General features: G+C 30.4%; 18 protein-coding genes and 1 tRNA gene. 4 read left to right on the forward strand and 15 right to left on the reverse strand.

Features of this window, described 5'->3' with window-relative positions; translation table 11 throughout:
* Window positions 1–226 precede the first annotated feature (226 nt).
* The gene (locus Q0997_RS12875; RefSeq protein WP_299889503.1) at window positions 227–2,221 is read left to right on the forward strand and encodes a M43 family zinc metalloprotease; all 1,995 of its coding nucleotides are present in this window, start codon (window positions 227–229) and stop codon (window positions 2,219–2,221) included.
* A gap of 136 nt (window positions 2,222–2,357) precedes the next feature.
* Here the strand turns inward: Q0997_RS12875 and Q0997_RS12880 are convergent, their stop codons facing one another.
* The 4 genes from Q0997_RS12880 to Q0997_RS12895 form a co-directional block, all read right to left on the reverse strand.
* Complete coding sequence (locus Q0997_RS12880) at window positions 2,358–3,233, reverse strand: AraC family transcriptional regulator (RefSeq protein WP_299889504.1); 876 nt, start codon at window positions 3,231–3,233, stop codon at window positions 2,358–2,360.
* The gene (locus tag Q0997_RS12885) at window positions 3,230–4,273 is read right to left on the reverse strand and encodes an FAD-dependent oxidoreductase (protein ID WP_299889506.1); all 1,044 of its coding nucleotides are present in this window, start codon (window positions 4,271–4,273) and stop codon (window positions 3,230–3,232) included. The genes Q0997_RS12880 and Q0997_RS12885 overlap by 4 nt, the downstream gene beginning before the upstream one ends.
* Window positions 4,274–4,278: 5 nt before the next feature.
* Window positions 4,279–4,572, reverse strand: coding sequence for a carboxymuconolactone decarboxylase family protein (locus Q0997_RS12890; protein WP_299889508.1), 294 nt, complete (start codon window positions 4,570–4,572; stop codon window positions 4,279–4,281).
* A gap of 137 nt (window positions 4,573–4,709) precedes the next feature.
* Window positions 4,710–5,459 (reverse strand): SDR family NAD(P)-dependent oxidoreductase, encoded by a 750-nt coding sequence (locus Q0997_RS12895; protein WP_299889510.1) that lies wholly within the window; start codon window positions 5,457–5,459, stop codon window positions 4,710–4,712.
* A gap of 146 nt (window positions 5,460–5,605) precedes the next feature.
* Here Q0997_RS12895 and Q0997_RS12900 point away from each other — a divergent pair, with 146 nt between their 5' ends.
* From Q0997_RS12900 to Q0997_RS12910, 3 genes are all read left to right on the forward strand, one after another.
* Window positions 5,606–6,211 carry a methyltransferase domain-containing protein gene (locus Q0997_RS12900; protein ID WP_299889512.1) on the forward strand — a complete coding sequence of 202 codons (606 nt, stop codon included), beginning with the start codon at window positions 5,606–5,608 and terminating at the stop codon, window positions 6,209–6,211.
* Between the two features lie 73 nt (window positions 6,212–6,284).
* Entirely contained in the window at window positions 6,285–7,088 is an 804-nt protein-coding gene (locus Q0997_RS12905) for a DUF6503 family protein (protein ID WP_299889514.1), read from the forward strand.
* The gene (locus Q0997_RS12910) at window positions 7,085–7,660 is read left to right on the forward strand and encodes a DUF2911 domain-containing protein (protein WP_299889516.1); all 576 of its coding nucleotides are present in this window, start codon (window positions 7,085–7,087) and stop codon (window positions 7,658–7,660) included. The genes Q0997_RS12905 and Q0997_RS12910 overlap by 4 nt, the downstream gene beginning before the upstream one ends.
* Before the next feature lie 121 nt (window positions 7,661–7,781).
* On the opposite strand, the gene Q0997_RS12915 is transcribed toward Q0997_RS12910, so the two are convergent.
* The 11 genes from Q0997_RS12915 to Q0997_RS12965 all read right to left on the reverse strand — a co-directional run bounded on the left by Q0997_RS12915 (window position 7,782) and on the right by Q0997_RS12965 (window position 23,110).
* Complete coding sequence (locus Q0997_RS12915) at window positions 7,782–8,432, reverse strand: hypothetical protein (protein ID WP_299889518.1); 651 nt, start codon at window positions 8,430–8,432, stop codon at window positions 7,782–7,784.
* Between the two features lie 5 nt (window positions 8,433–8,437).
* A complete protein-coding gene (locus tag Q0997_RS12920; RefSeq protein ID WP_299889520.1) occupies window positions 8,438–10,567 on the reverse strand; it encodes a c-type cytochrome domain-containing protein in 2,130 nt (709 codons plus the stop codon).
* Window positions 10,567–11,349, reverse strand: coding sequence for an FN3 associated domain-containing protein (locus Q0997_RS12925; RefSeq protein WP_299889522.1), 783 nt, complete (start codon window positions 11,347–11,349; stop codon window positions 10,567–10,569). Before Q0997_RS12925 ends, Q0997_RS12920 begins: the two co-directional genes overlap by 1 nt.
* The gene (locus Q0997_RS12930; RefSeq protein WP_299889524.1) at window positions 11,346–12,389 is read right to left on the reverse strand and encodes a 6-bladed beta-propeller; all 1,044 of its coding nucleotides are present in this window, start codon (window positions 12,387–12,389) and stop codon (window positions 11,346–11,348) included. The genes Q0997_RS12925 and Q0997_RS12930 overlap by 4 nt, the downstream gene beginning before the upstream one ends.
* A 4-nt stretch (window positions 12,390–12,393) precedes the next feature.
* The gene (locus tag Q0997_RS12935) at window positions 12,394–13,854 is read right to left on the reverse strand and encodes a DUF1501 domain-containing protein (protein WP_299889526.1); all 1,461 of its coding nucleotides are present in this window, start codon (window positions 13,852–13,854) and stop codon (window positions 12,394–12,396) included.
* A 4-nt stretch (window positions 13,855–13,858) separates the two neighbouring features.
* Window positions 13,859–16,168, reverse strand: a complete 2,310-nt coding sequence (locus Q0997_RS12940) for a PSD1 and planctomycete cytochrome C domain-containing protein (protein WP_299889528.1) — start codon at window positions 16,166–16,168, stop codon at window positions 13,859–13,861.
* 343 nt (window positions 16,169–16,511) lie between these two features.
* Window positions 16,512–17,807 carry a hypothetical protein gene (locus Q0997_RS12945; RefSeq protein WP_299889530.1) on the reverse strand — a complete coding sequence of 432 codons (1,296 nt, stop codon included), beginning with the start codon at window positions 17,805–17,807 and terminating at the stop codon, window positions 16,512–16,514.
* Window positions 17,808–18,257: 450 nt separating this feature from the next.
* A complete protein-coding gene (locus tag Q0997_RS12950; protein WP_299889532.1) occupies window positions 18,258–19,745 on the reverse strand; it encodes a T9SS type A sorting domain-containing protein in 1,488 nt (495 codons plus the stop codon).
* Between the two features lie 197 nt (window positions 19,746–19,942).
* Window positions 19,943–21,505 carry a hypothetical protein gene (locus tag Q0997_RS12955; protein ID WP_299889534.1) on the reverse strand — a complete coding sequence of 521 codons (1,563 nt, stop codon included), beginning with the start codon at window positions 21,503–21,505 and terminating at the stop codon, window positions 19,943–19,945.
* Window positions 21,506–22,105: 600 nt separating this feature from the next.
* Window positions 22,106–22,178 (reverse strand) — tRNA-Met (locus Q0997_RS12960).
* Window positions 22,179–22,372: 194 nt separating this feature from the next.
* On the reverse strand, window positions 22,373–23,110 hold the full coding sequence (locus tag Q0997_RS12965; protein WP_299889536.1) for a LytTR family DNA-binding domain-containing protein: 738 nt from the start codon (window positions 23,108–23,110) through the stop codon (window positions 22,373–22,375).
* Between the last annotated feature and the right edge of the window lies 1 nt (window position 23,111).

Genomic DNA, 23,111 nt, shown 5'->3' on the forward strand with positions numbered 1-23,111 from the left:
ATGTACTTAAATTAGAATATCCTACTTCATAAATAAACCACATTTTTCTACAATTATTTATTATACCTCATACTTTTTTTGATATTAAATTATCATAGTCTAGCAGTATATTATCCATTATCACCTTTAACTTTAAAAATTCTTAAAAATATAATTAGATTCACTGAGATTTTATCAAAAAATTAACTCATTTATTACACAAAAACTAATATTAAAGGTTTTAATTATGAAAAACACATTTACATTACTATTATGTTTCTTTTTTTCAATTGTAGCTCTTTCTCAAGAGAGAAACTGTGCAGCGATGGAAGATTTAGAAAGCAGAATGCAAATAGACCAAAGTCTATCTGAACGCATGGCTACTATTGAAGCCTACACGCGTAAAAAAGTTAAAGAATTAGAAGCTCTAGAAGGATCCTCTAATAAAATTGTTGGCGACATAATTACTATACCTGTGGTTATTCATGTACTATATAGAAATGCTACAGAAAATATTAGCGACGCACAAATACAATCTCAAATAGACGTTTTAAACGAAGATTTTAGAAGGACAAATAATGATACAGATAATACATGGTCTCAAGCTGCAGATACACAAATAGAATTTTGTCTAGCTAAAGTAGATCCAAATGGCAACTCAACAAGTGGTATTACAAGAAAATCTACAACAAGAGAAGATTGGGGTGGTTTTGCAGATAATGCAATGAAAAAATCTTCTTCTGGAGGTATTGATGCTTGGGATACAACACAGTATTTAAATATGTGGGTATGCCCTAAACTTTCGTCTCCTGGTTTTAGCAACTTATTAGGATTTGCCCAATTCCCTGGTGGTGATCCATTAACTGATGGTGTTGTGATGGGATATAAATACTTTGGAAGAACAGGCACAGCTACAGCTCCGTTTAATTTAGGTCGCACTACAACTCACGAAGTTGGGCATTTTTTAAATTTACGTCACATATGGGGTGATGGCGCTTGCGGTGTAGATGATTTTGTATCTGACACACCGGAATCTGATGCTTCAAATACTGGTTGTAATACAACTCATGTATCTTGTGGATCTACAGATATGGTACAAAATTACATGGATTACAGTGATGATTCTTGCATGAATTTGTTCACTCAAGGTCAAAAAAACAGAATGAGAGCAGTCTTACTTTCTGGTGGCGTTAGATCTGCTTTAGCAAATTCAAATAAATGTGATACAGTAACGCAACCAACATGTAACGATGGTGTTCAAAATGGAGACGAAACTGGAATAGATTGTGGAGGCACATCTTGTTCTCCTTGCCAAACTGGCAATCAATATTGTGATTCTTCTGGAACAAGAGTGCAATATGAATGGATAGCAGGTGTACAAGTAGGCAGTTTCAATAACACATCTGGAGCTTCATTATATTCAGATTTCACATCTCAAACTGCTACTATATCAAAAGGTCAAAGTAATACTATTACATTAACACCAGGATATTCTGGTTCTGCTTATGATGAATACTTTAGAGTATGGATTGACTATAATCAAGATGGTGATTTTAGTGATTCAGGAGAATTAGCTTTTGATGCAGGTTCAGCCACAAACACAGCTGTTAATGGAACAATATCGCCAGCTACTTCGGTATTATCTGGGACAACTAGAATGAGAGTTTCTATGAAATATAGTTCAGCACCAAATGCTTGCGGAAGTATTGGTGATGGTGAAGTAGAAGACTACACTGTAAATATTATAGGCACTACTACTCCAACTCCAACCTGTAACGATGGTATCCAAAACGGAAACGAAACTGGAATAGATTGTGGAGGTACATGCACACCTTGCAATACTGGAGGCGATAAATGTGCAGGAATTCCTGCTTATAATAGTTCAAATACATACTCTGCAGGAGACAAAGTTGTTTATAGAAACAACTTATACGAAAGAAGAGCAAATGGTGGTTGGACTAATTTAGGAGCATGCGGTACACCAAGAGGAATTGTAGACACACCAAGTTTTGATTTAAAAATATATCCAAATCCAGTAAAAGGGAATATACTTAATATCTCAATAAACACTATTAACACTGTATCTTATAGAATTACAAATATGGCAGGTAAAATAGTATTAAATGGCTCTACAGCTAATACATCAAATAAAATAAATGTAGAAGCTTTAGAAACAGGGTTATATTTAATTCAGTTTGATTTACCTGATCAAACTATTACAAGAAAATTTGTTAAACGATAATAATTATAGATAAACAATCAAGTAATTATTTTATAAAGGCTATTTATTAATTTAAGTAGCCTTTTACTTTTTTAGCAGACAAACTAGTTCTAACAGATATTATTCCTCTTATTTTTTCAAAACACTTAGTTAATAATCAAGAGATGAGCTTACGGTAATCACTAGGCGATTGTTTTAAATGCCTTTTAAAATATTTAACAAAATAAGATGCATCATCAAAGCCAAGTGTATAGGCTACTTCATTAATTTTTAAAGTAGTGAAAGACAGTAAACGTTGTGCTTCTAAAATAAGACGTTCGGAAATTAATTCGGAAGGTGATTTTGACGCTATTAATTTTGTTACAGTTGATAATGTCTTTGAAGAAATATAAAGCAAATCTGCATATTCACTAACCGTATTGTGGTTTTTATAATGAGTTTCAATTAATTCCCTAAATTGAAGGTATTGTAACTCATAATGATTTGTAAATTTAATTGTTCCGTCTTTATTTTCACGATGTACACGTTCAAAAACAATTAACAACGACTTTAGCAAATAACGTACTACTTGTTTGTGACCAAAATGAGCATTATTTTTTAGCTCTGTCTTTATTAATTCGATATACGAATTTGCTAAAACGGAGATATCTTCTGTTATACAATAACAAGGCCTACCTTGGGTATTAAAAACATTATATTTTAAAAAAATATCAACATCGCTTTGCATTAAAAACTGCTCATTAAAATGTATAATTACACCTTCGTGTTTTGCAGATTCATCAAAATAATGAATTTGATTTTTTGATATAAATAATACTGTGTCTTTCTTTATATGATGCACATCAAAATCCACATAATGATTACCTCCTGCATTATAAAACCATAAAATTTGATAAAAACTATGGGAATGTGCTACAGAAGCATGTTCTACATTTCTTTTAAGGTAAGAGGCCAAATCATAAATTTCAAATTGCAAACGTTCTGGATGCGCTTTATGTAAATGGTATTGTTCTATTTTATCTTTATGTTTCAAGCCTTAATTTTATTCGCTGTTAAGATTCCACTAATTACAGCTCCTTCTATATAACCCCCAAAATACGGAGATGTTTCGGTTCCAGAAAATAATAATTTACCATTCATATACAACATATCAAAAACTGGGTTTCCATATTTTGGTGACATATAAACCGATTTTAAATTAGAACAGCTTGTGTATGGATCTTTAGACCAATCTTTTTCATCATAACTTAAATAATGCCTCACTTGCTTACCTAAATATTTTTCAAGATATACTAAAATACGTTCTTTTCTTTCTTGAGCCGCAACATCTCGAAGACCTTCATTAACAAAACCCATTAAACTATAAGTGGTTTCATCTGCATTAGTATGATCGTACAATTCTACTACTGGACCAACTTGCCCAATAATTGTTCCTGAAAAACCTTTTTTTCTCCAAAACGGTGATTCATAATTCATACCAACTTTTATAGCATTACTCATCCAAGTATGCGTATTTTTCATGACATTATTTAGTTCAAAAGGTAATTCTGGAGTATATTTTAATGTTATAGCTAATTTTGGAGGCAAAGTAATTATAGCCTTTTCTGCAGAAAACAATCCATTATCTGTTAAAACTTCAATTTCATTTTCTATTTCAGTTATTTTAGACACTTTAGTATTTAATACTATTTTATCTTTAAGCAAACTCGCCATTTTTTTTATTAACTGTATAGAACCACCAGCAACTCTATAAGCTGATGGTTGAGATTGATCACTTTCAAAATAATGAGCTGGTGCCATTGTATTATAGACAAGTACATTTTTACCTATAGAATATTGATTGAATTTTTCAATATCTAAATCATTTAATAATTGTAATAGGTTTTTATGACTAGGCTGAAACCAAGCTGGCCCAAAATCTATATCGTTTTTAGTTAGTACGCGACCACCAATTCGATCTCTCCCTTCAAGAATTAAAAAGTTATGCTCTCCTTCTTTTAATAATTGATAGGCTGTTGTTAAACCAGAAATACCCGCGCCTATTATAATATACTTTGACTCTGTTTTTTTCATTAATACTATTCTACTATATGCGTACCGTGAACTACAGCAGCACCAGCTCTTAAAGCTGCAGAAACAAATGTTGCTTCTGCCAATTCTTCTTGAGTTGCACCAGCATCTATAGCATGTTTTTTATGTATTTCTAAACAATATGGGCATTGTGTTGTTAATGCAACTGCTACTGCTATAAGCTCCTTATATTTTTTTGGAATTGCTCCTTCCGCTAATGCTACTTTATCCAGCTCTTGAAAAGCTTTCATAGCAGCTTCAGCACTTTTACCTAATGTACCTAATTTTTTTAGGTTATTCATATCATACATATTGTGTATATTTTTTTATTAAAAAGGCGTGATTATAAATAACACGCCTTACATTATTACTATCGTCAGTTTCGGTGCCATTTGTTACTTTATTCACAAATCATTCGACATGACGTTTATTTTAATATTTAATTTCTTCCTGACATTACACCACCATCTGTATCCCAAATTGCACCAGTTACCCATGAAGCCTTGTCTGATAATAAAAATGAAATAGTATCTGCTACATCTTGAGCTTTACCATTTCTCCCTATTGGATGAAAACCATGAAAATCTTGTAATGCATCTTTAGCTTCTTGCTTTCCTCCAAATACATTTTCATAAACGGGTGTCTCCACTACAGCTGGAGAAACCGCATTTACTCGAATTTTATGATCTGCTAATTCCATAGCCAAGTGTTGTGTTAAACTATGCAAACCTGCCTTTTGCATTGAATAAGCAGAAGAAGGCGTCGCTTTAACAGATTGTTTAGCCCACATAGATCCAACATTTACAATTGCACCTCCATAGGTAGCAGACATTTTCTTAGCCGCAGCTTGCGTGATAAAAAAGAAACCTCTGTTAAGATCTTGATAAGAATTATAATCTGCAGTTGTATGCTCTAAAAAAGCTTTAGGTCCAAAAATCCCAGAAGCATTAACTAAATAATCTAAATTATCTAAATTGTTAATAGCTTCATTTAACTTTGCTACCTCGGCTTCGTTAGTAATATCAATTTTATGGGTGTGTAAGTTCTCCCCAGCTTCATTCTTAAACGCCTCTAATTTAACATCATTAGTTCCAACCACATGAACTTCTAGGCCTTCCTTTAATAAATTTTGTGCTGTAGCTTTACCTATTCCACTACTTCCTCCTATAATTAATGCTCTTTTACTCATAATATTTTAATTTTAAATTATTGATGAAGCAAAAGTAAATCGTGTTTCTATTCTCTTTGATGTCATAAAAAGAGAAAAAATGGTAATATTGAGAAACCATTATTTTTTTAGCTGAATTATTAATTACTTTGAAAAAAGAATTGTTTATGAAAAAAGAAGAAATAGATACTAAAAATTATTGGACACAACGTTATAAAGATGAAAAAACAGGTTGGGATATTGGTTATCCATCAACACCTCTAAAGACTTATTTCGATCAACTAAACAATAAGAAATTAAAAATTTTAATTCCTGGAGCAGGAAACGCATATGAAGCAGAATACCTTTATAATAATGGATTTAAAAACATATATGTAATGGATATTTCTGAATTACCTTTAGAACACTTCAAAAAAAGAAACCCTAATTTTCCTAACTCACAACTTATATTAGGAGATTTCTTCTTTCACAATACTACTTATGATTTAATTATAGAACAAACTTTTTTCTGCTCTTTCCCACCATTAGAAGAAACACGAAAAGCCTATTTTAAAAAAATGGCACATTTACTAAACGAGAATGGAAAACTAGTAGGATTATGGTTTAACATTCCTCTTACAGGCAATATAGAAAAACGACCATTTGGAGGAGACAAAGCATTATATCTCTCCTATTTAGAACTTTATTTTAAGGTTAAAACATTTGAAAAATGTTATAATTCTATTCCAGAAAGAACAAATAATGAACTCTTTGGAATTTTCACAAAACGTTAACATTATCAGATGAAAGCCTAGCTAATTTAGTTCGACAAACATTTAATATTAAAAAAACAATCAATAACAAATAATGTCAATAAAAAAAATAGCACTATTCTTTTTCTTATTAGTTAGTTTTCTGTCTTGCAATACAGAAAACAAAAAAATAGTCAAGCAAAATATTAAAGAAAAGAGTTCTAAAACTACTGAACTTTCTAAAGCTCAAGTTATTTTAAATAAAGCTATAGCTACACATGGCGGTAATTTATATAACCGTGCCGAATATTCTTTTGTTTTTAGAAATAATAAATACATATTTAAAAACGACGGCATAAATTATAAATATGAAAAATATTCACAAAAAGGAGATACATTAATACAAGACATTCTTGACAACAACAAGTTTTCAAGGACTATAAATTCTAAGCGTATTGAATTATCAAAAGAAGATATTTCTAAATACACTGCCGCATTAAATTCTGTTATTTATTTTGCAACCCTTCCAAATAAGCTAAATGATAACGCCGTAAATAAAACTTATATTGGAGAAACGAATATTAAAAGTAAGGACTATAATATTATAGAAATCACCTTTAATGAAGAAAACGGAGGAGAAGATCATGATGATGAATTTTATTATTGGATTAATAAAAACAATAATAAAATTGATTATATAGCTTACAACTATAAAGTAAATAAAGGAGGCGTTCGTTTTAGGAGTGCCTATAATACTAGAGTTATTGATGGTATTACTTTTCAAGATTATATAAATTATAAAGCTGAAGTTGGGACACCTTTAAAAGAACTTCCTAAGCTTTATGAAGCCGGAAAACTAAAAGAATTATCTAAAATAAAAACTGAGAACATAATTAATTTAAACAACAAACAACAATGAAAAATTTATTAATGATTATTGCATTAACATTTATTGGAACAACTGTAAATGCACAAAAATTTGCCAAGATGGATAAGAGTCCAATGGATCGCTCTTATTATCCTGCTGAAGCTCCAGTTAGAACATTTACTAAAGATGCTGCTAAAAGAGAAGCTCAAAAAGCACAAATTAGAATAACATATTCTCGTCCAGCAAAAAAAGGAAGAGAAGTATTTGGTAAACTTTTAAAGTTTGGAGAAGCATGGAGAGTTGGTGCAAATGAATCAACAGAAATATTATTCATCAATGATGTTAAATTTGGAGGAAAAAATATTAAAGCTGGACGTTATTCTGTTATTATTATTCCAAGTGAAAAAGAATGGACATTAAAATTAAATACAGAATTAGATGGCTGGGGAAATTATGGTTATGATGCTAGTAAAGATATTGCAAGTGTAAGCGTACCGGTTACTAAAAGTGCTAACGAAATTGAAAATTTATCAATTGCTCTTTATGAAGCTTCAGCAAATACAGTACACTTAAAAATTGGATGGGACACAACAATTGCTGAATTCCCTATTTCTTTAAAATAAAGAATTATCGCATAAAATAAAAAAGTCAGCTTTTATAGCTGACTTTTTTTATGTGATTAATTTCTAAGAAATACTCTCCCTAAATACATCTCTAGATAGTTCTCAGTTTAATAAACAGATATTAATATTGCTCTATAAGTTCGTCTAAAATCTCTGGAAGTATTAAATTTAAATTTATAATTTCTTTTTCATCTAATTCAAATAATAAACTTGTAAAATCATCGGTTTGAAACCCTACTAGAATCTGTAATACATAATTCACAAATTCTTCATCTAGTTCACCTACGTATTTTACAAAAAAAGTTTTTATAATAGTTCTTATTTTTTGATTTGAATCCTCATCAAAATGATATAATTTTTTAATACTATTTAATAAGCATAATTTATAGACTCCATCAACTTTAACATCATCAAATACTTGCTGTATTATGGAAAGCACTGCTACACCATATATTGATGTTATCTTAGGAAAATCGAGTTGTAGCCAAACCGCATCTAAATTATCTATATCAATTAATACCTTTAATAATTTTTCGAAATCTTCAATATTTCCAATTTGACAAATAGATCTCCATATATGTATTGGAGTTACTTTTTTAGAAGACTCATAAACTTCAATAGAATTAATATCATATTCTAAAAGGAGGTCGAATAAAATTTTACTGTCTGTTTTTTTTAAAGTTAAGATATCTTTATAGTTTAACCACTTATCTTGATTAAGAGTAAGTTCTAATTTTGTTAATTTATCTTTAAAAAGCAACTTTCTTTCCATAGTTATTACCACAAATATATTTCATCTACAAAAAGCCAAGAAGGATTTCCAGCACTTGGATGCCAAGCTGGTAATTTTTCATGATTTTTAATACGTAATTTTAAGTATCGTGTTTTAGTCTCAGGCAACTTTAAGGTCACTTTTTTTAATTCTGGCTCACCTCCTTGTCCTTGCCTTTTAATATCTAATTCACCTATTTTTTTAAAGTCTTTGTTTTTATAATTTGAAGCATAAACTATAAAATCTGTGGGGTATAAAATCCAACTACCTACATCTTCCAAGCAATTAAACGAAATATTATTAATTGTTTTAATGGCTCCTAAATCTATAGTCGTATTCAAACTTGTACCAAAATAACCTACCCATTGTCCATCTTTAAAATCCAGACTCCCTTCTTTTAAATCAAACAGCTTATTACTATCTGGATACCTCTCATCTGGCTTAGTTTTCATAACAAATTTTTCGACTCTATTATCTACTTTAGTAAGTTCTCTTTCTAAAATTTCACTAGGTAACCAACCCTTTTTAAAGGAAGCTATTTTTAATATTTTAGAAGCTTCAAGAATAATTTCACCATTGTATATTTTAGAAGTAGAATCTGGTATTTTCCCGTTTAAAGTGTAACGAATATCAACACCTTTAATTCTACTTCTTATATTTATATGAATAGTATCTGTAAAGAGTGTTTTATTTGGGCTTACTACAGGTTTTTCCAATTGGCTCTTTTTTATAAAACCATCAACTATAGTGTTTTGTATATCAACATCATATTCTTTCTCTAATTGTATTGCCGTTTCTTTATCTACTTTTGTTTTCCATGCATAAATAGTTTTTGGCTTAATAGTTTTTAACAACTCCGAAAGGCCTTGATTAGAAACATTTGTATTATATATATTTAATGTTTCTAAGTTTTTTAAATCCTTAATATACTTAAGTGATACATCAGATATTTTAGTTCCATTTAATCGTAATGATTTTAAGTTTTTAAACTTTTTAAAAACACTAGTCATAGCATCAGTTACTGCCATATTGCTAAGATCTAATTCGACTATTTGCTCATTTAATACTGAAAGTTTATCAATTATGTCTTCAGTAGGTTTTGCTTTTAAAAGTTTTACATTAAGATCTGCTTCTCCCGGTACTAATTCAATAATTCTAAAACCAGCTAACTTCACTTCTTCAATATCATCTTTCGATGCTTTTGGTATTTCTATTGTATCAAAAACAAGATATTTTTCTAACTTCTTTCTAAGCTCTATGTTTTCAGATGTATTAGCTACATAATTTTCAAAATCAAGTCCTTCATTTATCCAATGTTCAACAAGCCATATTTCATCTTTAGTTAATTGTTCTTTACCTTCAGGAGGCATATGCTTTTCATCTGTAATAGGTAACAATAGTCTTGAATACAACAAACTCTCTGAAGCATTACCTGCAATAGCACTTACTCCACTTACTCCTCCGTTTAAAATATGCGCTTTAGAAAGTAATGCTAATTCTCCTTTTTGCTTGGTAGTATTGTGACATTGAATACATTTAGCATCTAATATTTTTGCCACAACATCCTCATAAAGTCTTAAACTATCTACAATCTCTATAGTCTTTTCTTTTTCCGGAGCACTTGCGTATTCTGTTATAAAATTATCTCCATGAGTCAAAACACTTCCATAATGCCCAGCAACACTAATACATACTAGTGCAATTATAAATAGTGGGAGAAATAATTTATTTGATTTAAAATCTGGTTTTAAGCTCATTAAAAAAAGAAAACAAGACACTATTGCTGTCCCTATTCCTGTGTAAAAATGAAGATCTAAAGTGTCTTTATTATAACCATCTTCCAACGATAAAAAATAACCTAAAAAACATGTTATAATTGAAAATACCGCTATAAAACCAAATAAATTTCTTACAGTTATTTCGGGATAGTTCTTTTGAAAACGGCTTAAAATATCAATAAAAAAAGTAACGACTAAAGCACCTATAGGCAAATGGAGTAACAAGGGATGAAAACGTCCTAAAAACAAAATAAATCTAGGAGCTTCATCTGTTTTAATAGCATACAATGTTGCCACTCCAAACACCAAAATAAGTATTAGAAATATACTCTTATATAATTGATTATTTTCTTTCATTAATTAAAAATCCATTCATCCATAAACAACCACGCTTTTGAACCTTTTCCAGGATGCCATTCTGGTAGTTCTATTGTGTTTACCACAGTTATGTTTATTGAGTCTATTGTTTTGTTAATTCTAATCTCTATATCATTTAATTCTCTTAAATCCTTTGCTTTTAGTTTCTCTAAGTTAATGGTTATACTATCTGTTTTAGAAAAACATAAAATAACTTGACTTGGGGAAAAAATCCATGATTTAGTATCTACTAAATAGCCAATAATCATGCTTTCTACATATGTTTTCTCCTTAAAATTAACTGTGGCTTTAACAATAGAATCAGAACCAAACCACTGTTTATCTCTAAAATTTAAACTCCCTTTTTTTTGGTTTACAACTGTTGCCTCACCAATTCCTGGATAGGTTGTAGTTATATTAGTTTCCCAATCTATTTTATTAGGTCTATATCCTTTTTTATATAATTTTAATTTAGTCACTGCACTTGGTTTCCAATCTGGATGAAATGCTCTAAACTTATAATTACCTTGTTCTTTTATTTTAAGAGGTGTATTATACATTAAAGATTTTTGATTGGGTTTTGTACCATCATTTGTATAATATATATCAACATTTTCCATATCCAAATTGGCTGTTGCCACAACTGATGAATCTATTATTGTTGAAGTTACATTTACTCTTGGTTGGGCAAGACTAATTTGTTGCTCTTGTAGATAAACATTCTTTTTGTTTTTAGCGCATCCAATAAATAATAAAACCACAATTAATATAGTACACCTCATATTCTTGTTAGTTTTATGGGGTATGTTCTCCCAGAATTCCATTGCGCTACATACATATTTTCATCATCATCTATACAAACATCATGAGGATGTTGAAATAATCGGATGGTTTGATACAACTCTTTTAATTTATAATTTTTATATGAAGGAGACGTAGCTCCAGGACACGAAACGACTTCATTGTTTTCATTCATAATTAATATAAATCCAGAATCAGGATTTAAAGCGTTTTTAGAACGTAATACGGCAAAATAAAGATCTTTTTTATGAATAACTGGTCGACAAATTAGTGCGCCAGGAACATCTATTTTTTCTATAAATTGACCTTTTAAATCAAATCGTTTTAATTGATTTAATTCTCTAGCAGAAACCAATAAAGAAGGATTCTTTTTATCCCTATCATCATAACAAATACCATGGGCATTTAAAAATTGCCCATCAGCTTTTCCTTGACCTCCAAAAACATTAAGCAATTCTCCTTTATCATTATAATGAATAATATGTTGTTTCCCATAACCATCTGCAACATAAATATCACCATTGGCAACCACAGTAGTTTCTGTAGGTTTAAATTCGTCTTTAGAATTATACTTTCCAGTTTCTAGGGGACAATCTATCGTAAAAACAACTTTACCATCTATTGTGGTTTTAATAATTTGATGACGTTCGTAATCTGTAATTAGCAAAAAATCTGTACCGTTTTCTTTAACTAAAGTTAAGCCGTGAGCTCCGGGATATTCTGTTCCCCAAGTTTCAATTAACTTTCCTGATTTATCATATATAATAACATTGTTTTTTACATGATTAGTCAATAAAACAATGCGCCCTTTTGAGTCCTGTACCATTTCATGACAATCATTTACAGGCGTTTGGGATGGATTTAAATTCCCCCAATTTAAATTGACTTTATATTTATGAGAATTATGACCAACAATAACATCTTTAGAATCATTAAAAGAAAAAGCAGAGCTATATACAGGAAATGTCAATAATCCTAAAGTAGCACAAGACGATTGTTTTAAAAATTTTCTACGACTCATTCTATTAACTTAAAAGGTCTTTTACCACATGTCCAGAAACATCTGTTAATCTAAATCGTCTGCCTTGATGTTTGTATGTGAATTTTGTATGATCTACTCCCATTAAATGCATCATTGTAGCTTGCAGATCGTGTACATGAACAGGATCTTTAACAATATTGTAACCAAAATCGTCTGTTTCTCCATAAGAAAAACCTGGTTTTACGCCTCCTCCAGCCATAAACATTGTAAAGCATTTTGGATGATGATCTCTTCCGTAATTTGTTTTTGTAAGTGTGCCTTGGCTATAATTTGTACGGCCAAATTCTCCACCCCAAACTACTAAAGTATCCTCTAATAAGCCACGTTGTTTTAGATCCATAATTAATGCCGCTGTAGCTTGATCTATATCTTTAGCTTGTTTTTCTATTTGAGACGGTAAATTCTCATGTTGATCCCATCCCATATGGTAGAGTTGAACAAACCTAACATCTTTCTCTACCAAACGTCTTGCTAACAAACAATTAGCAGCATAGGTTCCTGGTACAGCTGCATCTGCTCCATACATTTGAATTATATGGTCTGGTTCGTCTTCAATATTCATAGTCTCTGGAACAGAAGTTTGCATTCTATAAGCCATTTCATACTGAGCTATTCTACTATTAATTTCTGGGTCTCCAAACTCCTGTTCTTGTTTTTCATTTAACTTACTAATATGATCTAACATATTTCTTCTTTCAGAACGTGTCATGCCTTCAGGGTCTTTTAGATACAACACAGGATCTTTACCTGAACGAAATTGTACTCCTTGATGTAATGAACTTAAAAATCCATTTCCCCAAAGTCTAGAATATAATGGTTGTGATAAAGGTCTTCCAGTTCCTCTAGACAATAATACCGTAAATGTTGGTAAGTTTTCATTTAAGCTTCCTAAGCCATAACTCATCCAAGACCCAATACTTGGCCTACCAGCCTGTTGAGAACCTGTTTGAAAAAAGGTAATGGCTGGATCGTGATTAATGGCTTCTGTATGCATTGATTTTACAAAGCATAATTCGTCTACAATTTTTGCAGTATAAGGCATTAAATCACTTACCCAAGCTCTAGATTCTCCGTATTGATTAAATTTAAACTGGCTACCAACCAAAGGAAAGCTATCTTGTCCTGAAGTCATACCTGTTAAGCGTTGTCCTTTCCTAACAGAATCCGGTAAATCTTGACCTCTCATTTTATCTAGTAATGGCTTATAATCAAATAATTCTAATTGTGATGGACCACCACTTTGAAATAAGTAAATAACGCGTTTCGCTTTTGGTGCAAAATGAGGCAAATTCATTCCTTTTAAAGGAGAGTCTGTTGCTTCAACTAATGATGAAAATGGATCTAACATAGATGCAGCTGCCAATCCACCAATACCTAGGCTCAATTTTTTGAGAAAATGCCTTCTGTTATTATTAAGAAAGTGTTTTGATACTTCTTCTTCCATTATATTATCCTTTTACAATAGCTTCATCTAAATTAAAAATCAAACTAGTTAAGACTCCGTAAGCATATATTTTACTCAATACAACTCCTTCTATTAAAAGATTTTCATCGCCTTTAAACTCTTCTTTTTCAGCCTCATTAAAACCTTCTTCAGATGCATTTAAAAAACGTAATAGATTCTCAACTTCAGAATCATCAGGTTGTCGAGAAGTAATTTTCCTAAAGATAGTTTTTATACGCTCTTGATCTGTAAGATTTTTATTTTTTAATACTTGATTAGCTAAAGTGTTAGCTGCCTCTATAAGTTGGGGATCATTTAACATTACTAAAGCTTGTAATGGTGTACTCGTTTTTTGTCTTTCAACAGTACAATAATCCCTAGTAGCTGCATCAAAAGTCATCATAGATGGCGGTGGAACTGTACGTTTCCAAAACGTATATAAACTTCGTCTATATACATTTTCTCCAGTATCCATAATATATTTAGTAAGTCCTTGACCAGAAGTTGTTTCTGCCCAAAGCCCTTTAGGTTGGTATGGTTTTACACTTGGTCCTCCAATTTTTTCTACTAAAAGACCACTTACTGCAAGCGCATTGTCTCTAATCATTTCTGCTGTTAGTTTATTACGAGAACTTCTCGCTAACCATTTATTATAAGGATCAATTTCTAATAGTTCAGGGCTTGTTTTTGATGTTTGTCTATAGGTATTAGACATCACCATTCGTTTTACCATTTTTTTAATATTCCAGCCTTCTTCTCTAAAAGTAATAGCTAACCAATCTAAAAGTTCAGGATGCGATGGCAAAGCGCCTTGATTTCCAAAATCTGAACTTGATGCCACTATTCCAGTACCAAAAATTTGTTGCCATAATCTATTGACCGCTACTCTAGCAGTTAAGGTGTTTTTTTCATCGAAAAGCCAATTCGCTAAACCTAATCTATTATTCTGAAAATTATCAAAAGATAATACAGCCTTTGGCGTTCCCGGCTGTACCTCTTCTCCATAAGCATCATAAGCACCTCTTTTTAAGACAAACGTCTTACGTTTTGGCGCATCATCTTTCATTACCATTAAATTTATTTCAGGAATAGAATCTGGTTTATTTATAAACGATAATACATTATTAATTTCCTTTTGCGTTATTTTAATATTTGGTTCTGGAATTTCACCATAATCCATTCTACCTTTTTCCTTAACTTTATTAAAGAAACTATAAAAACTAAAATATTCTTTTTGTGATATAGGGTCGTATTTATGATCGTGACATTGAGCACACTCCATTGTTAAACCCAATAAGGATTTAGAAACCGTATTAGTTCTATCTAAAACATATTCTACACGATATTCTTCGTCGATAACTCCACCTTCTTGTGTTATTTTATGATTTCTATTAAAACCCGTAGCTACAATTTGTTCTAGGGTAGCATTGGGCATTAAATCACCAGCTAGCTGCCATTTAACAAACTCATTATAAGGCATATTTCTATTAAAAGCACTTATTACCCAATCTCTCCATGGCCACATGACACGTTCTAGATCATCTTGATAACCATGCGTATCTGAATACCTAGCAATGTCCAACCAACTTGTTGTCATGTGTTCTCCATATCTGGTAGAGTTTAACAAACTATCAACGACTACCTCATATGCATTAGGTCTATTATCATTAATAAACTCATCTATTGCTTTAAGGTTGGGAGGCAAACCTGTTAAGTCAAAATACACACGTCTAATCAATTTTTCTTTGCTTGCCTTTTCGGACAGAGATAAACCTTGTTTTTCTAATTTTTCTATAATAAAGTTATCTATCTCATTCGCAACGAGACTTATATTATTTGTTTTAGGAATATCTTTTTTTTCAGGCGCTACAAATGCCCAATGTTCCTTCCAAACAGCTCCTTGTTCTACCCATTTTGTTAACACTTTCTTCTCATAATCACTTAAACTTAAATTAGAGTCTTCTGGAGGCATTAGTTTTGTCCTGTCTGTAGTATTTATTCGAAAAACGAGTTGACTAGAAAGTGTATCTCCCGGAACGATAGCAAATTTATTCATGTTTGTTCCAATAGCTGCATAAGCATCTTCTTTGATGTCTAATCTTAAATTAGCCTCTCGCGTACCTTCATCAGGGCCATGACAAAGGTAACAGCGATCTGATAAGATAGGTTTTACATCAAAAATATAATCTATTACTTCAGGTAATTTCTGATCTTGATTTAAACCTGTTGTACTTATATTATCTACAGTTATGTAATTTTCTTTTGCTTCTTTAGATATATATTTATAAAATAATACTAGTACAAATGGTATCATAAAATATAGCACCCATACAAAAGCCTTATTGTTATTTTTCCTCAAAAGTCTTTATTAAAAAGTTAATCGTCTACAAGATAGAAAATATACACCTATTAGGAAAACAAAAATAATCTGCTAGATAAAAATGGCATTCGAAAAAATACTATGAAAAATATCAATTCTTGGATAAGAAATTTTTGTTTATTTAATAAACAACTATATACCAAAATTATATTTTTATAAAAAATCATTCATCAATCCTTTTAAACTCTTTATAAAGTCGTAATGAATGAATTCTATGATTTAATAGCGTTAAATTTATCGTTAATAAAGGACAACAAAACCACTAAGAAATCTAATTCTACTGCTTAAAGCGTTTACGCAAAGCAAGAATAAAAAACGTAATTAATATAGTACTGAGTATTTTTTGAAAAATTAACACCCAAAAATCTTCATTTATTATACTAACATTAATCTTAAAAAATGGAAGGGAATTAAAAATGCTGCTTCTCCAATTTTCCTGGACATTACAGGAAAAAAAACTACTAATAGAACAATCAGAATATATAAATGGAAATATAAAAAAAGAGAATAAAGAATACCAAACTATAGGTTTAGTAATACTTTGAGTATATCCAGAAAACAATCCATAGAATGCATGTATTAAAAACTCTATAGTTTTAATAAACGGGAATGCCAATACTCTGTACCAAGTATTTGGAAATATTAATTCGGCTCCGGTTGGTCCAAAAATTTGAAAAAGAATCCGCCATTGCTTAATATACATTTCACTTACATAAGCTTTGCCAGACTTTTCCCAATCTTCCAACTTTTTATATGCAACTTTTATTTGTCTGTATCGTTCTTCTGTAGATGAATAAAAATTAAACAAACTCATCCCTTTAGGTATAGTACCGTGAAAAATTATTCGATTATTTCCTTTCCAATAACACTCCTCAAATACAGTATTTTTAACAGTTGCTTGAAAAAAAGATGTATAGTGAAAATGAATTCTCCTAAAGAGAACATTTTCATTTAGTTTAGAAAAATTAAAATTAAATATAACTTTATTTGAAAGAGAATCACTACCACTACAGTCTTCAAAAACTGTTTCTTGCTCTGCTGAAAATTTCACATATTCAAAACTAATATGACTAATAAATTTCGTTCTTAAAAAATATGTTTTTCCAAAAAAAATGGAATTATTAAACTTTGCTTGACTTGAAAAAGTTGTATTCGTAAAATTTACCTCTTTCAAAAAAATTGTATCTAAAAAATCAATTTCGTCTAAAAAAATTGCATCTAAAAAAGTGGTTTTAAATTTAAACTCTTTTTTATCATTTTCATCCCAAAAATCACCAGTCCCTTGAGATGTAGGAAATATAAAACTCGAAAAATCAAATGCCTCATTATTTATACTATTTGGGATACAATGAAGTCTAATTAATTGCCAAAAAACTGTTATTTTACTTGGAGGTATACTATATGAATATCCCCAATCTTTATATTCTCCATTTCTATGTATACTATACTTTATTTGGTACCAATCATCTTTTTTTACTCTAAAGTAATTATTCACCAAATCATTATACTCTTGCTCTTTTATATCTTTATAAGAGGTTTTCAAGAAATAATTTAATCGTTCTTCACTTAGCATAGAGTTTATTTACAAATTTCAAATAATTTATTTTAGGGTAATCATATTGTTCATACTTCAAAAGAAAAACTCTAGGATGATTAGGAGTTTCTTTCAAGAATATCTTAAAGGTAAGTATTCTATATAACAAAATTTAATAGTCAAAATTAATTTTGTTTTAGATATGTTTAAGGGAAATAAAAAAGGCTTTCAATTAATTGAAAGCCTTTTATCTAGTAGTAGCGGGAACTGGACTCGAACCAGTGACCTTCGGGTTATGAGAAAACAAAAATTCAAAATATTGAATTTCAACACATTATGTATTTGCAAATCTCAAGAGTCAGATAATTAAGTGAGAGTTTTGACTATCTAACTAAATCTAAATCGGTTAACCTTGGTCTTTAAGTTTACATAAAAATTATATCGGGGTATCACCATTAACCCTTTATTATATAGATTCTATCCTCAAAATTACTCTAAAATAAACTTTTCAATGTAGACCCCAGCATTGGTTTTCATATTTAAGAAATACATTCCTCTCGCTAAACTTGAAACATCCAGTTTCCCGTTTTCTAAAGAAGGAACTGCAATGATTTTTCTTCCCTGAAAATCATAAATACTGTAGCCTTCTATCTCTAATCCTTCTGTTAAACTCAAGATTATAAAATCTGAAGCTGGATTAGGGTGTAACGTTACTTTAGGCGATAACAAAAAACTGTCATTGGATAATAATTCTTCACACGTTATTACAGCTTCCCATCCTGCAAAATCAATAGATGCATCTGATGTAAAAGTCACAAATAAATTTCCTCCAGAAACAGAGGACGAGTACTCTCCTGGAGCGGTAACACCTGTAATTGGGTCTGACAATTCTGGCGCAGTTGCATCATCACCGTCATAGACCCTTAAAATATCATAATCTTCTTCTATTTCCACAAGTGAAAATGTGATCGTAACATTATTATCTGGAGAATCTGGTTGTATTAAGTGTGAATAGTCTTCATTATTAGAATAATCCTCTCCAATACCCCCAGTATCATAAAACTCATCTCCACATGAAGGAGGTAATGCTGATGTCATATACGTTATTAATTGAGGAATAGAAAAATTTCCTCCTCCACAATTGGCTGTTATATATACATCGTAGGACATTCCTATCTCTGTTCCAGTTATGGTAGTCATTACTGAACCTGCTGGTAAACTTTCAGAAAATAAAGGAGTAGCAGTCATTGGGTCTTCTCCTTGGATGTACACTTCAACTAGAAAACCTTCTATCGCTGATGGTAAATCATCCCAACTTACATCTGAATTGTCATCTGTAATATTGCTAAGCTCTATATTTTCTGGAGCTAAACAACCGGTAATTTCTGTGCACTCACCAGAAAACGAAATAACTCCATCGGTAGTGCCAATATCATACCAAGGTTCACCATTAATACTTCTAGATGTAAATTTATTTATTGGATTGACAGACGTTCGACCTAAAAAAATTGCTACGCCTGAATTTATTGGGGCGGCTTGTAAAGACACCCAATATAATTTTTCTTGCCCAGAACCTGATAATTGTATGGGTACTGGTAAATCAATTACTACTTCATAAATTTCAGTACCAAACGTACTACTTCCTAACAAAACTTGAGTGGTGGGTACTATGTTTTGTATGGTTGGCATTAATTCTGCGCCAGGTTGCTCATTACCACTATCCTCATAAATAGTTACATTTACAACATCAACACCGCCATTAACCCAAATGTTTGTTATAATTGTCTGCAATTCAAAATTAGAAACATTGGCAGATACTATAAGGTCATCGGCGAAAATATCAGTTGCTCCAATCGGTATGGGTATCCCATCTTCAAAGTTATTGCTCACTTGTGTTTGAATGCAGGAAGATTGTGCTGTTCCTGAATGCTTAAATGATAGTGCAAGAATAATAAACAAGAGTAATTTTTTTTTCATAAAATTGAGATTTAAAATTATAGTTTAACTTATCACTAGTGCGTGAAAGTCAGTAAATTATAGCAATGATAAGAAAGGAAAAATACTATTTGTCTAAAATTAAATTAAAATATTATCCATTATTAAAAATAGAACCAAAGGGGTCGCTGACTCTTATGGGTCATGTATCCCCCTTCATCTTTTAAGATATCAATAAATTATTTTATAAGTTCCTTATAGAGAGATAATTCTTTATTGTAAAGAATAATTGCCTTTGCCTTTGTATAGTGCTTTTCGGTTTTTTCTATTGTATTTAATTTTACATATAATTTGCGTCGCCATCTATTAATTGTTTCGGGAGATTTAAAGAAAATTTGGGCAATTTCATTCTCTTCAAGACCTTCGGTAATCTTTAACCAAAGATCTAATTGTTGTTTAGATAAATCATATTTGGCTATTAAATATTCATTGAAACCATTTTGGAATTTTAGGCTTAGTACTCTTCTAAGTTGTTGTTTCTCTCTTTCCCGATAGAATTTATATCCAACAACACTGATTAAAATGATAGAAATTAATGAAATAATTAAAATTAAAATAGTTTTGTTTTTTAATTTTATTTCTTGTTCTATTATTTTGTTTTTTTGATTGAGAATCTGGTTCTTGCTTTTCTCAAATTGATACTCATTTTCTAATTCAATAATATCTAAAGTTTGATTTTTAGAAACTATAGAATCACTATATTCTTTAAATCGCTTTTGAGATAAAAAGGCATTTTTATAATTTCCTGCATCTGAATTAATTAATGCCATATTCCTATAAAATTCAACTTTAAGTTGCGGAACAAAATAATCCCGTACCGTATCTTTCTCTATTTCCTTAAGTACAATAAAAGCTTTATTAAATCTTTTTAAACCGATAAGTGCACTGATTTTATTAATTTTACTTGCAGAAATTGCTAAACTATCTTTAATTTGAAAGGCTTTAGCTAAAGCATAATTACTATAATCTAGAGCATTCTTATACTCGGTCATTCTTAAATAATTTGCAGAGATGTTATTCAATACATCAAAAACCATAATGTTATCATTTTCTAATTCGAAAATTGTCAATGCTTTTTTTGAATACTCTATTGCAACATTGTAGTTGCCTTTTCTTGAAGCATTAACACCCAATCCCCTATAAATCCTAGCTTTATTTTTCCTTAGAGTATCTGATCCTAAGTTACTTAATCCTTCTAAATAATATTTAGATGCTTTGTCATATTGCTTTAAATCCATGAAAAGCCAACCTAAACTATATAAAACCATGGATCCCCGATCACTAGTGTTTGAACTACTAAAACAGTCTTTAGCCTTTAAATAAAATTCAATAGCCATACGTTTTTGACCTGCATTATTCTTAGTAACACCTATATTATGATATAGTTCACATCTATCTATTGATGTAGATCGTTCTAGTACATTTTCAAATAAACTAGTAGCCTCATCAAAGTTTCTAAAAGCTAAATAGACTAACCCTTTTTGATTTGCCGAAAGTAATTCTTCTTCCAGCAAGTTATATTCTATGCTGAATCTAATAGCCCTATTTGCATAAAACAAAGCACTATCTTGCATTCTTTTTTTTGTAAATAATTTAGATTTTGACAAATCATCAATGATTTTAACGCGTTGATTTTGAATACTGTCCGATTTTGATATAGAATTGACAGCAGTAGTTTCGTTTGCAAAACAAATATGTTTAGCTAAAAAAAATAAGACTACACATAGCAAAAGCTTTCTCATTTAAATATTTTTTTTCAAATATAAATACATTAGGTAATTATATTTATTGCATCCATTCAAAACTTTAATTTTCGATTTTCATTATGAACATGAGATATACACTCCTTCTAAAATACATAATAAACCTGAGCTTAAAAATGTTAGACCACGTCTTAAATCAGCACTCAAAGATCGAATAGCTTCTAATCAGAACCGAAAATACATTAAAGGATGTTAATCCTTAGTAAATACTTCATTATTTTAATACCTGGTAAAGGTATTTTATATGTAAGTTTAAATTTTCAATCCTCATGTACAATTTTCTTCGAGTAAAATAGTATTTTAAAGCACTTTTTTAATTTCTAAACCTATTCGAAATTTTGAACAAATTGATATAAAAACATTTATATCCCTTAATCCTCATTATTAGTGTGCTTATACTAATTTTCATATTCCTTCTATTTATCTCTTTTCTATCATTCATCTAATAGAGGGAGCTTGGAGGAAATTTGTAAAAAAAATGATTATTTGAAGGTATTTAAAGGTATTTGAACCCTTGATTTGTTGTACCCATTGCAATAAAAAAAGCTTCACATTCCTGTGAAGCTTTGATTTTACTAGTAGCGGGAACTGGACTCGAACCAGTGACCTTCGGGTTATGAGCCCGACGAGCTACCTACTGCTCTATCCCGCGATTTAATATTTAAAATAATTTACTTAGCTTCTAACTTTCGGTTCATAATGCCGACCAAATCATTTCGGACTGCAAATATACGTCTTTTAAATACTTATGGCCAAATTTTATTTCTGTTTTTTTAAGATAGTTTTTATCTTATTTTACTACAGCTACTTAGCTTAAAAATTGATATAGAAATAACTCCATTTTTATCAGTTCATAATATTCAATTTCTTTAAAATATCGTATTTATAACGCTCACTTAGAGTAATCTTTTCATCTCCTGCCAAAACGATTAAATTATCATTTGGAAAAATATCTTTAATTTTATCTAAATTCACAATGCAATTTCTATGCGCTTGTATAAAATAATCAGGTAATATTTCTATTACTTTTTTTAAAGCCATTTTAATAAGATAATTTCTTTGGTTGTATGCAACTTTACAATAACGATCTTCTACTTCCACAAAAGAAATATCATTAATTTCTACTTTGCTAATTCGATCTTTATTTTTTATAAATAAATATTTTTCACTTAAAACGGTTGGCGCCTTTTCTTCAGAGAAAGCATTAGCTTGCTGGAAAAACTTTTCAATAGCTAACTCTAGAGTAAACAATAGTTCTAGTTCATTAAAAGGTTTTAATAAATAGCTAAAAGGTTGTGTTAATTTTGCTTTTTCGAACACAAATCGATCTTTAGAACTTGTTAAAAACAGAAAAGGAATATTGTATTCTGAAATTTTTTCTGCCAATTGGATTCCTCCTAATTCTTTTCCTAAAAAGATATCCAAAATGCAGAAATCAATACTTTTAGTTTTTAAAACGTTTTCGGCACTTACAACTGTATCACAAACAGCTATAACATTGTAATTATTATCCTCTAATGCTGTTTTTAATTTTTTGGCTTCTTTAGGTTCGTCTTCTAATATGAGTATATTAATACTTTTCATT

The sequence above is a fragment of the uncultured Lacinutrix sp. genome (assembly GCF_947500325.1).
In the GTDB taxonomy this organism is placed as follows: domain Bacteria; phylum Bacteroidota; class Bacteroidia; order Flavobacteriales; family Flavobacteriaceae; genus Lacinutrix.